This is a genomic window from Nonomuraea sp. IBHARD001 (genome assembly GCF_056106265.1).
The window spans coordinates 7,679,042-7,692,507 of sequence record NZ_JBWBBW010000002.1 but is presented as its reverse complement, the minus strand read 5'-3'; the positions used below and the strand labels follow the sequence as shown (position 1 = coordinate 7,692,507).

Here is a 13,466-nt window from a genome sequence, read left to right as displayed (position 1 = left end):
CTACGAGCAGCTAAGGTGTGAACATGCTTCGCAGTGAAATTCTCGTAGTACTTCGCCGGCGCGCGGGCCGATAGCGAAGCACTTCGACCTGCGCGCCGCCCCGGTCCCGCCCCTCAGGCGGGAGAGGGGCCTTTTTTATGTCAGCAACTGCTCAGCCACTCAAGGAACGAGCCGAGGAACGAAGAGATGACCGAACGGATGACAGGTGCGCAGTCCCTCGTCAAGGCACTGGAGCATGTCGGAGTCGACACCGTATTCGGGATCCCTGGCGGCGCCATCCTTCCCGCCTATGACCCTCTCTACGACTCGGTCAAGGTCCGCCACGTGCTCGTCAGGCACGAGCAGGGCGCCGGACACGCGGCTGAGGGATACGCCCAGGCCACCGGCAGGGTCGGCGTCTGCATGGCCACCAGTGGACCCGGCGCGACGAACCTGGTGACGCCGATCGCCGACGCCTACATGGACTCCGTGCCGATCGTCGCGATCACCGGCCAGGTCCCCAGCGGTGCGATCGGCACCGACGCCTTCCAGGAAGCCGACATCTCCGGCATCACCATGCCGATCACCAAGCACAACTTCCTGGTGACCGACCCCGCGGAGATCCCGCGCACGATCATGGAGGCCTTCCACATCGCCTCCACCGGCAGGCCCGGTCCCGTGCTGGTCGACATCTCCAAGGACGCGCTGCAGGCCGAGACCACCTTCTCCTGGCCGCCCGTCATGCAGCTGCCCGGCTACCGCCCGGTGACCAGGCCGCACTCCAAGCAGATCCGCGAGGCCGCCAAGCTGATCGCCGAGGCCAAGCGGCCCGTGCTGTATGTCGGCGGCGGTGTGCACAAGGCCAACGCCTCGGCCGAACTGCTGCGCCTGGCCGACCTGACCGGCATCCCGGTCGTCACCACGCTGATGGCCAGGGGCACCTTCCCCGACAGCCACCCCCTGCACATGGGCATGCCCGGCATGCACGGCAGTGTGTCGGCCGTCGGCGCCCTGCAGAAGGCCGACCTGCTGATCGGCCTGGGCGTGCGCTTCGACGACCGGGTCACCGGCCAGCTGTCGTCGTTCGCGCCGCACGCCAAGGTCGTGCATGCCGACATCGACCCGGCCGAGATCTCCAAGAACCGTCACGCCGACGTCCCGATCGTCGGGGACTGCCGCGAGGTGCTGGTCGAACTGCTCAACGCCGTCGACGGCAAGGCCGACTACAGCGAGTGGACGGCCCTGCTCGACGGCGTCAAGCAGACCTACCCGCTGGGCTACGACGAGTTCGACGACGGCACGCTGGCGCCGCAGTACGTCATGCAGCGCATCAGCGCCATCGCCGGGCCCGACGCCTACTACGTGGCGGGAGTCGGCCAGCACCAGATGTGGGCCGCGCAGTTCGTCGACTACGAGAAGCCGGGGACGTTCATCAACTCCGGCGGCCTCGGCACGATGGGCTTCGCCGTTCCGGCCGCGATGGGCGCGAAGATGGGACGGCCCGACGCCACCGTCTGGGCCATCGACGGCGACGGTTGCTTCCAGATGACCAACCAGGAGCTCGCCACCTGCGCCATCGAGGGCGTGCCGATCAAGATCGCGGTCATCAACAACGGTAACCTCGGCATGGTCAGGCAGTGGCAGACCCTCTTCTACGACCAGCGCTACTCCAACACGAACCTGCAGACCACCCGGCGGATTCCCGACTTCGTGAAGCTCGCCGAAGCCTATGGTTGTGTCGGCCTGCGCTGCGAGCGTGCCGAGGACGTCGACGCCACGATCAAGAAGGCCATGGAGATCAACGACGTGCCCGTCGTGATCGACTTCGTCGTCCACCAGGACGCGATGGTCTGGCCGATGGTCGCCGCCGGCACCAGCAACGACGACATCAAGTACGCCAGGGACATGGCGCCGAACTGGGACAGCGAGGAGCAGCTGTGAGCAGGCACACACTCTCGGTTCTCGTCGAGAACAAGCCCGGCGTCCTGGCCCGTGTCTCCGCGTTGTTCTCCCGCCGCGGGTTCAACATCGACTCGCTCGCGGTCGGCCCCACCGAGCACTCCGACATCTCCCGCATGACCATTGTGGTGAGCGTCGAGGAGCTCCCGCTCGAACAGGTGACGAAGCAGCTCAACAAGCTGGTCAACGTCCTGAAGATAGTCGAGCTCGACACCACGCAATCCGTGCAGCGCGAGCTCATGCTGATCAAGGTCAAGGCCGACGCCGAAAGCCGCTCGCACGTGCTGGAGCTGGTCCAGCTCTTCCGTGCCCGCTGCGTCGACGTCGCGTCCGACGCCGTGACCATCGAGGTCACCGGCACGCCGGACAAACTGGAGGCTTTCGTCAAGGTGCTGGAGCCCTTCGGCATCAAGGAGCTCGTCCAGTCGGGCATGGTGGCCATCGGCCGCGGCGCCCGTTCCATCACCGATCGCTCGCTCCGGGCCCTGGACCGGACCGCTTAACATCAATCCCCGAAAGGCATGCAAGTGACTGAGATCTTCTACGACGACCAGGCCGACCTGTCGATCATCCAGGGCCGTGTCGTGGCCGTCATCGGGTACGGCAGCCAGGGCCACGCCCACGCTCTCTCCCTGCGTGACTCCGGTGTCGACGTGCGCGTCGGCCTGCCCGAAGGCAGCAAGAGCCGCGAGAAGGCCGAGGCGGACGGCCTGCGCGTCGTCACGCCCGCCGAGGCCGCCGCCGAGGCCGACCTCATCATGATCCTCGCGCCCGACCACGTGCAGCGCCACCTGTACACGGCCGACATCCAGCCGAACCTCCAGGAGGGCGACGCCCTCTTCTTCGGCCACGGCCTCAACATCCGCTACGGCCTCATCGAGGCGCCCGAGGGCGTCGACGTCGCCATGGTCGCCCCGAAGGGCCCCGGCCACCTGGTCCGCCGCCAGTTCGAGGCCGGACGCGGTGTGCCGTGTCTGGTCGCGGTGGAGAAGGACGCCTCGGGCAAGGCCCTGGAGCTGGCCCTGTCCTACGCCAAGGGCATCGGCGGCACCCGCGCCGGAGCGCTGAAGACCACCTTCACCGAGGAGACCGAGACCGACCTGTTCGGCGAGCAGGCCGTGCTGTGCGGCGGCGTCTCCGAGCTGATCAAGACCGGCTTCGAGACGCTCATCGAGGCCGGCTACCAGCCCGAGGTCGCCTACTTCGAGTGCCTGCACGAGATGAAGCTCATCGTCGACCTCATGTACGAGGGCGGCATCTCCAAGATGTACTGGTCGGTCTCCGACACCGCCGAGTACGGCGGCTACACCCGCGGCCCGCGCGTGGTCAACTCCGAGACCAAGAAGGAGATGCAGCGCATCCTGGGCGAGATCCAGGACGGCACCTTCGCCCGTCAGCTCGTCGAGGAGTTCGACGGCGGCCAGAAGGAGTTCAACACCTACCGCGAGGAGCTCGCCGAGCACCCGATCGAGAAGACCGGCGCCAAGCTCCGCCCGATGATGAGCTGGCTCAAGGGCTGATCGTCCACGCTGTACCCGCCCGCCGCCTGGGGACCTCCCCAGGCGGCGGTTCTGTCATGCCGGGCACTGCCTTGCGATCCTGTACGGCCGGCGCCGGGGACGGCCGCCGTGGGTGTGCGGCCATGGCCAGTCCGGCGCGCCGCTCCGGCCGGGCATCTCCGGTCGCCGTCATGCGGTGGAGCAGGGCGGTGCCGGGTGCCGGTGAAGCGCGTGGCGCGGGCTGCCCGCCGTACAGGATCCGCTCTTCGCCGTACCGGCGCTGGGGGGCGCGCCGGTACGGCGGGATCGAGGGTCTGAGGGGCGGGCGTCAGTGGCGGCCGAAGACCTGGGTCCAGTGCGGGCCCTTGGGGTCCTGGCCGACGCCGATGTGGGTGAAGGCGCAGTTCATGATGTTGGCCTTGTGGCCGGGGCTGTTCAGCCAGCCCTGGACGACGGAGGCGGCGGTGCGCTGGCCCATCGCGATGTTCTCGCCCCAGGCGCTGATCGGGGCGAATCCGGCGGTGCGGATGCGGTCACCGGGGGAGCGGCCGTCCTTCGAGGTGTGGTCGAAGTAGCTCTTGGCGGCCATGTCGGCCGAGTGGCCCCGCGCGGCGACCTGGAGCTTGGGGTCGTGGGTGAGCGGGCGGCAGCCGTTGCCCTGGCGTGCCTCGTTGGTCAGCCTGACGACCTCGTTCTCGATCGCCGAGCCCGGGGCGCCGGGCGTGCCGGGTGAGGGCGGCGTGGTGGGCGTGCCGGTCGCGGTGGGGCTCGGGGTGGGCGCCGGGGTCGGGGTGGTCGGTGTCGGGGTGGGCGTCGACTTGCACGACAGGCGGGCGGTCCTGGAGGTCTGCCAGTTGCCCTCGTAGTCGAGTGCGAGCACGTAGTAGACGCGCGGCACGTTGGTGCACTTGACGCGGGCGGCGATATTGCCGTTGACCAGCCTGGTCGCCGCGCTCTTGAGCGTGCGGTCCGGTCCGGGCCTGGCGTGGCGGATCCTGATCCTGAGCGTGGCCTGCTCGTCGCAGCCCGCCCGCGTGCCCGCGCCGCGGATCATGCCCTTCGCGTCGAGGTACGGCTTGGCGGCGACGACCTTGCACGTGTCGTATGCCGCCTGTGCGGAGGTGGCCTGTGCGAGCACGGGCCGGGAGAGGGAGGTCTCCGCGTGGGCGATGGAGACCGGAGCGCTCAATGCCGCCAGACTTCCGAGGCAGGCGAGTGCCTGGAGCTGTCTGCGCACGATGTCCTCCGATGGGGGTTAGACACTGTTTCGAAGCCGCATTCTGGTGGGCGCAGAACGGGCGTGTCACGAAAAATCTGACTAAATCTGGAGCACCATGTGTCTCATTCGTAACATTTCCCGGTAAACCTGGCGTCCTACCTGCGCGTCTTCCCGATCTGTGCCCGCGAAAAAAGAGCGCCGCTCCCAAGTGGAAGCGGCGCTCATTTGTGGAGTTGGTTGTCAGTTTGTCGTCCCGGATGTCAGGGGGCGGCGACCCCGGGTCAGCAGGAGACCGGCTTCAGCCAGGAGCACTCCAGCTCCCCTGCCCGGCCGGGCTCGGCCGACCGCAGCGGCGCGACCGGGGCGACGTCGACGGGCGTGCTCCGGGAGAACCTCGCCAGCCGCACGCCGATCGCGTTCTCCAGATCCCTGGGCGCTCCGGACAGATAGGAGTTGAGCAGGATGGAGAACACCAGCGGCTCGCCATCGGCACTGGTGACATAGCCGGACATGGCGCTCACCCCGGTCAGCGAGCCGGTCTTGGCCCGCAGATTGCCGGCCGCAGGCGTGCCGGTCATCCGGCTGCGCAGGGTGCCGCCGACCAGCCGGTCCGGATGGCCGGCAACCGGCAGCGAGGCGTACCAGGCCGGGTACCACGGCTTGGTGCGCACGGCGCCCAGCAGCAGGGTGGTGTCGCCGGCCGTGACGCCGTCGCGCCGGGACAGGCCGGAGCCGTCGCGCATGTTCAGCGTCCTGACGCCGTTGGCCCTGGCGAAGTCGTCGACGACCTTGAGCCCGGCCGCCCACGTGCCCGCGCCCGCGACCTTGCGGCCCATGGCCTTGGTGAGGATCTCGGCATGCATGTTGTTGCTGAGCTTCATGAACGGGATGAGCAGCTCGCTCAGCGGCATCGATCGCCTGACCGCGAGCTCCTGCGCGCCGGAGGGCGTCGCGCCGCGCGTGGTCGGCCCGAGGATCTTGACGCCGCGCTTGGCGAGCGCCTTGCGCAGCAGCGAGGCGGCGTAGGCCGTCGGATCGCTCACCGTGACCCACTCGCTGTACTCCTCCGACACGGTGCCGGTGATGAGCACCGTGTCGGTGGCGTGCTGCCGTTCGACGAGCACGTCGGTCCCGGCGCCGGTCGTGGCCCTGTTCACGATCGTCAGCACGTCGGTCTCGGGAGTCGTCGTGACCTTGGGCGCCTTGCCGGGCGCGGCGCCGGGAGTCACGGTGACGATCACCGTGCCCGCGTCGTAGTCGGTGTCGGGCGAGGCGGTCAGGGCGGAGATCGGCGCCGAGTAGTAGTACGGCTCGTCGTCCCACGCCCAGTCGTTGCCGAGCCGCACCGCGTCGAACCAGGTGTCGTCGGCGATCAGCCTGCCGGTGACGACCTTGACGCCCTTGGTCGCGACGTCGGCGGCCAGTCTGTCGAAGTCGGCGGCGAGCAGGGTCGGGTCGCCGGTGCCGCGCAGCACCAGGTCGCCCGCGTAGGCCGAGCCCGCCTTCTTGCCTGCGCCGAGCACGGTGGTGCTGAAGCGGTAGTCGAGGCCGAGCGTCTCGACGGCGGCGGTGGAGGTGAAGAGCTTGGCGTTGGAGGCGGGGACGAACAGCTTGGCCCCGTCGGCGCCGTAGAGCTGCTCGCCGGTGGCCGCGCTCCTGACGACGACGCCCGACCTGGCGATGTCGAGGCGGGGGTCGTCGAGGATCTGGTCGAGGTCCTTGGTCAGATCGGCCACGCCCGCCGCGGGGTCGGCGGCGTTGGCGGGCGTGGTCGGGTTCGAGGCCCATGCGAGGGCCGCCAGGAGTGCGCCCGTGACGAGGGAGGCGGTGGTGCGCCGCATGACATCTCCAAGATGCGTTCCGGATGCTGACGATGATCATCAGATCGCTGCATGCTCCCTGTAATCCGCAAATCTTCGTATCTTTGGCCGTTTGTGGCTTGGGCCGGGAGGAGCAAGCGCATGCTTTATCGGGATTTGTCGTCCTTTGGGGCTACCGACCGGGCGGTTGGTCGGCTGTACTGTGGCCATGGTCACACCGGCGTCCCCCTCCGTCGTCGCCACCGTGCCGCGCGGAGTCCGCATCGGGTACGGGATCGGCTCCTTCTGCACCGGCACCTTCAACACCGTCCCCGGCCTTCTGCTGCTCTTCTACATGACCAATGTGCTGGCCGTACCCGCGTGGCTGGCGGGGCTCGTGGTGTTCCTGCCCAAGGTCTGGGACCTGTTCATCAATCCGTATGTCGGGATGCGCTCCGACCGCACGCTCTCGCGCTGGGGGGCGCGCAGGCCGTGGCTGTTGCTGGGCGCGCTGACGCTGCCGGTGACGTTCGCCGCGACGTTCGCCGGACCGCCGCTCACCGGGGTGCCCGCCGCCGTGTACGTCGGGTTCTGCTTCTTCCTGACCGCCACCGCCTATGCCTTCTTCGAGGTGCCCTATAAGGCGATGCCGCCGGAGATGACCGAGGACTACCACGAGCGCTCCTCGTTGCTGCAGTGGCGCATGATCTTCCTGGGCTGCGCCATCCTGCTCTCCGGCGCGGTCGCCCCGCTGATCGCCAACAGCCCGGCGCTCGGCCGTCTCGACGGCTACCGGGTGATGGGGGTGGCCGTCGCGCTGGTGCTGCTGCTGTCGATGCTGGGCACCTTCTTCGGCACCGCACGCGCGCCCGTGGTCGGCAGGACCGAGGCCGAGCCCTCGATCAGGGCGCAGCTCGCCGTGGCCAGGACCAACCCCCACTTCCTGGTCCTGCTCGGCCTGAGCTGCGCGCAGATGTTCGCCGCCGGCACGATGCTCGCCGGAGCGCCGTACTTCGCGACCTACACGATCGGTGATCCGGCCGCGACGACCACGCTGTTCGCCTGCCTGGTCGGGCCGATCCTGGCGACGATGCCGCTGTGGGTGTGGCTGGCCGGGCGGCTGGACAAGCGCGGGGCGATGGTGCTGGCCTCGGCGCTGTTCGGGACGGGCGCGGTCGGCATGGCCTTCACCGTGCAGCTCGGCTCGCTCTGGGCGCACCTGTGCCTGCTCGTGGTCGGCATCGGGTACGCGGGGATCCAGCTGCTGCAGTTCTCGATGATGGCCGATGTCATCGCGCACGACGCGGCCTCGACGGGCAAGCGCAGGGCCGGGGTGTTCACGGGCCTGTGGACGGCCGCCGAGACGATCGTGTTCGCTTTCGGCGCCCTGGTCCTCAGCTGGATCCTGGGCGGAGCCGGCTTCGTCGAGTCGGACGCGAGCACCAGGGTGGAGCAGAGCGAAGGCGCGATCCAGGCCATGCTGCTGGGCGGCACGCTGATGCCGGCGCTGTTCGCCCTGGTGGCGGTCGTGCTGACGTTGCGCTACCGGCTGACCAGGGAGGTGGTCGGCTGAGGGCGGGGAGCGGTCAGGCCAGGGCGGGCGGCTGCGGCGAGCTGACGAGGAAGCCGCAGTCGCCGAAGGAGATCTCGTCGCCCGAGCGCACCTTCGCCGGGCCGACCAGTCGCCAGCCGTTGAGCCGTGTGCCGTTGAGCGAGCCCAGGTCGACGAGCATCCAGCCGCCGTCGTCCTCGCGGCGCAGCTCGGCATGCACCCGCGAGACCGTCAGGTCGGACAGGACGAGGTCGCAGGCCGAGCCCCTGCCGACGACATAACGCAGCCTGCTGTCGTTGGGCAGGGCCAGGCGGGGCAGCCGCGGCTTGCGCCAGGCCGACTGCAGCCGGGTGGTCAGGTCGGAGACCGAGGACACGGCCTCGGTCAGCCGGTGGCGAAGGGTGCGCCGGGGCGGCAGGTCGGCGACGAGTTCGTCGAGCTCCTCGCGGTTGCGGGCACGCAGGGCCTGGTCGACGCGGCCGAGAAAGGTGTCGTGCGACATCCGCCCCTCGACGACGCGGTCGCGGAGCTCGTCGATCGCGCGATCGCGGTCCCCGTCGGACGCGCGAAAGGGGGGATGCGTCGAGCTCATGTTCCCGAGTATCGGTCCGAACCTGACCCGCTGTCCACAGGAACGACTCGGGAGGGATGTCGCGCTTGCCGTGGGCATACTGAGTATGCATACTCAGTATCTATGTCGATCCGCCACGGTCTGCTCGCCCTGCTGAGCCGCGGACCACGCTATGGCTATCAGTTGCGCACCGCGTTCGAGGCGTCCACAGGGGCGACCTGGCCGCTCAACATCGGCCAGGTCTACACGACGCTCTCGCGCATGGAGCGCGACGCACTCGTGGCCGCGGGTACGGCCGACGAGCAGGGCAGGGTCGCCTACACGATCACCGGGGCCGGGCGGGAGGAGCTGGCGCGATGGTTCGGCACCCCCGTCGCCCAGTCCGACCGGCCCCGGGACGAACTCGTCATCAAGCTGGCGATGGCCGTCGAGGCCCTCGACGTCGACGTGCCCGGCGTCGTCCAGGCGCAGCGGACCGCCACCATGCGCACCCTGCAAGAGCTGACGAGGGCCAAACGCGCGAGCGGCACCGGCCTCGCCCAGCGGCTCGTGCTCGATTCCATGATCTTCCAGGCCGAGGCCGAGCAGCGCTGGCTGGACCACTGCGAAGCCGTACTCAAGGAGATGAACCCATGACCGTGGTGAGGTTGACTGACGTGGCCAGGGTCCACGGGGAAGGCGCGGCCGAGGTGCGCGCGCTCAAGGGGGTCAGCCTCGAAGCGGGGGCGGGCGAGCTGGTGGCGGTCATGGGCCCGTCGGGCTCGGGCAAGTCCACCCTGCTCAACCTCGCGGGCGGGCTGGACCGGCCCACGTCGGGCCGGGTGGAGGTCGAGGGCGTGGACCTCGCGGGTGTGAAGGACCTGGCCGCGCTGCGCAGGCGGCACGTCGGCTACGTCTTCCAGGACCTCAACCTGATCCCCTCGCTGACCGCCGTCGAGAACGTCATGCTGCCGCGCGAGCTCGACGGCGTGCGGGCCGGGCAGGCCAGGGCCGAGGCCGTCAAGGTGCTCGCCGAGGTCGGCCTCGCCGACGCCGCCGCGCGCTTCCCCGACGAGCTGTCGGGCGGGCAGCGCCAGCGGGTGGCCATCGCCAGGTCGCTGGTCGGCGAGCGCCGCCTGATCCTGGCCGACGAGCCCACCGGGGCGCTCGACTCGGCCACCGGGGACGAGATCCTGCGCCTGTTACGCGCCAGGTGCGACGAGGGCGCCGTCGTCCTGCTGGTCACCCACGAGCCCAGGTACGCGGGGTGGGCCGATCGCGTGGTGTTCCTGCGCGACGGCCTGATCGCCGACTCGACCTCCGCGCCGGCCGCGAGCCTGACATGAGCGCCCTGCGCGCGGCGATGCGGATCGCCGCGCGGCACAGCCTGCGCTCCAAAGGACGCAGTGCGCTCATCGTGACGATGATCGGGCTGCCCGTGGCGGTGTTCGCCGCGATGCTGACGCTGGCCTTCAGCATCGACACGACGCCGCAGGAGCAGCTCACCGGCGATCTGGGCACGGCCTCGGCCAAGATCTACCCTGCCGAGTCGGGCGGCGACGCCCGACCGGCCGCACGGGTGGACCCGCAGGAGATCCGGGCACTGCTCGGGCCGGGCACGAGGCTCATCCCGGCGGACGAGGGGCACATCGCCGTGCGCACGGCCTCGGGTCACGCCCGGTGGAACGCATACGGGCAGGACCTGCGCGACCCGCTCACCCGGGGCACCTACCGCCTGGACGCGGGCCGCCTGCCCGCCTCGACCGGCGAGGTCGTCGTCGCGGGCCGCACCGGGCTGGCCGTGGGCGACGTCCTCACGGTCGTGGGGGCGGCCAGGCCGTACGCCGTGGTCGGCCTGGTCACCCACGACTACCGGCGTCGCGTGCCCGAGGTCGTCGCACTGCCGGGGGCCGTGCTGACCGCCCGGAGCGAGGTGTTCAGGCCCGGCTGGCTCGCCGCCACCGCGACGCCCGTCACCCAGCAGGACGTGCGGCGGCTCAACTCGGCCGGTCTGAGCGTGCTGTCCAGGGCCGTGGTACTCGACCCTTCGCCGGCCGTGCCGTCGCACGAGGACGGCATGTCGCAGGAGGCCGCTCTCGTCTGGCTGGGCACGGTGATCGCCGTGCTGCAGGTGGTGCTGATGGCCGGGCCTGCCTTCGCGGTGGGGCTGCGGCGCAGGCGGGCCGAGCTGGCCCTCGTCGCCGTGCAGGGCGGCTCGCCGTGGCACCTGCGCACGATCGTGCTGGCCGAAGGGCTGGTGCTCGGCGTTCTCGCGTCCGTGCTCGGCCTGGCCGTGGGACTGCTCGTCCCCGTTCTCGCCCTGCAGTCGGTCGGGTCGTCGCTGAGCGACACGGTCGGGCCGCTCGCGGTGCCGTGGGGCGCGGTGCTCGGGGTCGCCGCGCTCGGCGTGTTCAGCGGGCTGCTCGCCGCGGTGCTGCCCGCCGTACAGGCTTCGGGGCAGCCGGTTCTGGACGCGCTGGCGCCCGGGCGTGAGGCGCGGCGCGGGCCGGTGGGGAGGGCGGCGGGGCCGGTGGGGGTGCTGCTGGTCGTCGCGGGGGTGCTGATGTGCGCGCCGGCGTTGCGGTCGGGGGCGGCGCCGCTGGTGCTCGCCGCGCTGGTGCTGCTGCAGATCGGGCTGGCCGCTCTCGCTCCCAGGCTGGTCGAGGCGGCGGGCAGGCCCGCGTGGAGGTTGCCTCCGGCGCTGCGCCTGGCCGTGCGGGACGCCGTCAGGCACAGAGGGCGTACGGCGCTGGCGGTCTCGGCGGTGATGACCTCGGCCGCCGCCGTCGTCACGCTCGCGGTCACGTTCAACATCGAGTACACGGGCCTGGCCGCGAGCCACAGGACGAGCCTGCCGATCGGCACCTCGGTGATCAGCGGTCGCGGCCTCGACGAGCAGCAGTGGGCACGGCTGCGCGCGATGCTGGCACGGGAGCTGCCCGGCGTCGCGACCGTGGAGGGTGGTCAGCCGCGCGACCGGGCGGGAAACACACTCGGCCTGGGGTTCGACCTCGAACGAGGCTACTTCGGGGTCCTGTCCGACGACCTTCCGGTGGGCGGAGAGCGGCTGCTGCGCCTCGTCCAGGGCAGGTCCGACCCCCGGGCGGCCAAGGCGCTGGCCGAGGGCAAGGCGGTCGTGCTGCAGCCAGGTCTGGTCCAGAACGGGTACATCACCCTCGTCACCACCCCCTACAAGATGACCCCGCACCCGCGGCGGGAGATCCGGCTGCCCGCCGTCACCGCGGCCCCCGCGCAGTCCCGGAACGCCGTCGCCGTGCTGCCCGCGGGCCCGATCAGGGCGGCCGGACTCGTGGTCGACACCCGCAGGCTGTACGTCGACGGCGGAGTGCGCGTGCTCAGCAGGGAGCAGGAGAGGCGCCTGGTGCCCGCCCTGCGTGTGGTGCATCCCAGCGCCGACGTGTACGTCGCCCGCGACTACGACGACAACACCGCCGTGTTCCTGTGGCTGCTGGCGGTGGCCGCGCTCGTGCTCGTGCTCGGCGGAACGCTCGCGGCCACCGGGCTCGCCGCCGCCGACCTGCGGCCGGACCTGGCCGCGATGGCGGCGGTCGGCGCCGCGCCCGGTCTCGGCAGGAGGATCGTCGCCGGGCAGGCCGCCTTCATCGCCGGACTTGGCGGGCTCGCCGGTGCGCTCGCGGGGGTCGTCACCGGGTCCACATGGGGGCTGACGAGACAGGGGGCGAGGTCCGTCTCCTGGCCCGAGGTGCCCTGGTCGCTGCCGTGGCCCTTGCTGCTCGCGCTCGTCGCCGGGCTGCCGCTGCTCGCGGCGCTCGTCGCGGGCCTGTTCACGCGGTCCGGCGCGGCACCGGCCTGGAGGGCGGGCACGTGAGAGCGGGCCTTGGCGGAGCTGTCCGCCAAGGCCGTCCCGCGTCAGTCGGTGACGTCGGCGCACACCACGTGGGCGCCGAGTTCGATCATCCGGCGCTCGCTGCGGGCGTCGGCGACCCTGGCCATCAGGATCGGGGCCTCGCTGGCCGCCAGTTGCGGCAGCCGGGCGCGTACCCCTCGATGCAGGTCGCGTACGACGTCCTCGGCGGCCGACATGTGCACCTTGACGTGCAGCATGATCCCGGGCGCGCCCGAAGCGGTCCGCGCCTCGGAGATCCACACGTGATGCACCAGCGGGAAGTCCACGAGGAGCTGCGCGATCGCCTGCCGCAACGCCGGAAGAATCGGATGACCGCACCGCCGGTACCCGGGATCGACCTGCTGCATGGGCCCCGACAGATGCGGCCTCGGCGCCGGGATCCACGCGTGCGAGGGCGGCGCCTCGACGGCGGGCGCGGGCAGGGCGGCGGGCGCGCCGCGCACCACGGTGCCGGGCCGCGAGACCGTGGCCATCGCACCCGTCGCGTACGCCGTCGGCCCGGCGCCCGACAGGACCGGCGTGGGCCCCGTCCGCGTCGAGAGCAGGAACCTCTGCAGATCCTCGATGGGTACGGCTGCCGCCGCCGGTCCGGCCGCGTCGATGACGATCTCTCGCACACCGGTCACGCGCTGGATGTCGAGGATGGTGTCGGCGTCGCACACCGACAACGAGTGGCTGCCCCGGTGCCGCGCATAGGTCTGCGGTCCGGTGTAGCCGAGCAGGACGCGATCACCGGCTTGCGTCGTGCCGAGCACGACCGAGCGGTCGGGTCGCACGGCGACCAGGATTCCCCCATCGGCGAGCGCTGCCAGCAGGCGGTGCGGGGAGCCGTGCTGGACGAGCACGTCGGCGAGAGCGGGGTTCCCGATGCTCATATGACGAACGATAGGTAGTGGCCCACGGCTTATCAGGCTAATAGCGAATAAATCTCCCGATCAAGACAAAGATGGGTGCAGTGTGGATGAGTTCTGCCTCGGTGGGTATGAGCGCCCACCCGCCACAGGCGTCACACCCGCCCGC

The 13,466-nt window shown here is 70.7% G+C and carries 11 protein-coding genes; 7 read left to right on the top strand and 4 right to left on the bottom strand.

Translation table 11 applies throughout. From position 1 onward, the window contains the following. Positions 1–147 precede the first annotated feature (147 nt). The 3 genes from ACTWNK_RS36600 to ilvC are packed head-to-tail and all read left to right on the top strand — an operon-like array spanning position 148 to position 3,458. Positions 148–1,920, top strand: coding sequence for an acetolactate synthase large subunit (locus tag ACTWNK_RS36600; RefSeq protein ID WP_474311097.1), 1,773 nt, complete (start codon positions 148–150; stop codon positions 1,918–1,920). Further along, complete coding sequence (gene ilvN / locus ACTWNK_RS36595; protein WP_474309488.1) at positions 1,917–2,441, top strand: acetolactate synthase small subunit; 525 nt, start codon at positions 1,917–1,919, stop codon at positions 2,439–2,441. The genes ACTWNK_RS36600 and ilvN overlap by 4 nt, the downstream gene beginning before the upstream one ends. 33 nt (positions 2,442–2,474) lie before the next feature. After that, positions 2,475–3,458, top strand: a complete 984-nt coding sequence (ilvC, locus tag ACTWNK_RS36590) for a ketol-acid reductoisomerase (RefSeq protein ID WP_474311096.1) — start codon at positions 2,475–2,477, stop codon at positions 3,456–3,458. Positions 3,459–3,765: 307 nt separating this feature from the next. On the opposite strand, the gene ACTWNK_RS36585 is transcribed toward ilvC, so the two are convergent. After that, on the bottom strand, positions 3,766–4,674 hold the full coding sequence (locus ACTWNK_RS36585; protein ID WP_474309487.1) for a CAP domain-containing protein: 909 nt from the start codon (positions 4,672–4,674) through the stop codon (positions 3,766–3,768). 263 nt (positions 4,675–4,937) lie between these two features. Continuing rightward, positions 4,938–6,497 carry a D-alanyl-D-alanine carboxypeptidase/D-alanyl-D-alanine endopeptidase gene (dacB, locus tag ACTWNK_RS36580; protein WP_474309486.1) on the bottom strand — a complete coding sequence of 520 codons (1,560 nt, stop codon included), beginning with the start codon at positions 6,495–6,497 and terminating at the stop codon, positions 4,938–4,940. A 187-nt stretch (positions 6,498–6,684) separates the two neighbouring features. Between dacB and ACTWNK_RS36575 the strand changes: the two genes are divergently transcribed. After that, the gene (locus tag ACTWNK_RS36575) at positions 6,685–8,028 is read left to right on the top strand and encodes an MFS transporter (protein WP_474309485.1); all 1,344 of its coding nucleotides are present in this window, start codon (positions 6,685–6,687) and stop codon (positions 8,026–8,028) included. Between the two features lie 13 nt (positions 8,029–8,041). Here ACTWNK_RS36575 and ACTWNK_RS36570 read toward each other — a convergent pair whose 3' ends face one another. Further along, on the bottom strand, positions 8,042–8,599 hold the full coding sequence (locus ACTWNK_RS36570; RefSeq protein ID WP_474309484.1) for an FHA domain-containing protein: 558 nt from the start codon (positions 8,597–8,599) through the stop codon (positions 8,042–8,044). Positions 8,600–8,701: 102 nt separating this feature from the next. On the opposite strand from ACTWNK_RS36570, the gene ACTWNK_RS36565 reads away from it, so the two are divergent. Genes ACTWNK_RS36565 through ACTWNK_RS36555 form a run of 3 tightly spaced genes read left to right on the top strand, consistent with a single transcriptional unit; the run spans position 8,702 to position 12,407 of the window. Then, positions 8,702–9,214, top strand: coding sequence for a PadR family transcriptional regulator (locus tag ACTWNK_RS36565; protein ID WP_474309483.1), 513 nt, complete (start codon positions 8,702–8,704; stop codon positions 9,212–9,214). Continuing rightward, positions 9,211–9,903 carry an ABC transporter ATP-binding protein gene (locus tag ACTWNK_RS36560; RefSeq protein ID WP_474309482.1) on the top strand — a complete coding sequence of 231 codons (693 nt, stop codon included), beginning with the start codon at positions 9,211–9,213 and terminating at the stop codon, positions 9,901–9,903. Before ACTWNK_RS36565 ends, ACTWNK_RS36560 begins: the two co-directional genes overlap by 4 nt. Further along, positions 9,900–12,407, top strand: coding sequence for an FtsX-like permease family protein (locus tag ACTWNK_RS36555; RefSeq protein WP_474309481.1), 2,508 nt, complete (start codon positions 9,900–9,902; stop codon positions 12,405–12,407). Before ACTWNK_RS36560 ends, ACTWNK_RS36555 begins: the two co-directional genes overlap by 4 nt. 41 nt (positions 12,408–12,448) lie before the next feature. Here the strand turns inward: ACTWNK_RS36555 and ACTWNK_RS36550 are convergent, their stop codons facing one another. Continuing rightward, the gene (locus ACTWNK_RS36550; protein WP_474309480.1) at positions 12,449–13,321 is read right to left on the bottom strand and encodes a hypothetical protein; all 873 of its coding nucleotides are present in this window, start codon (positions 13,319–13,321) and stop codon (positions 12,449–12,451) included. Between the last annotated feature and the right edge of the window lie 145 nt (positions 13,322–13,466).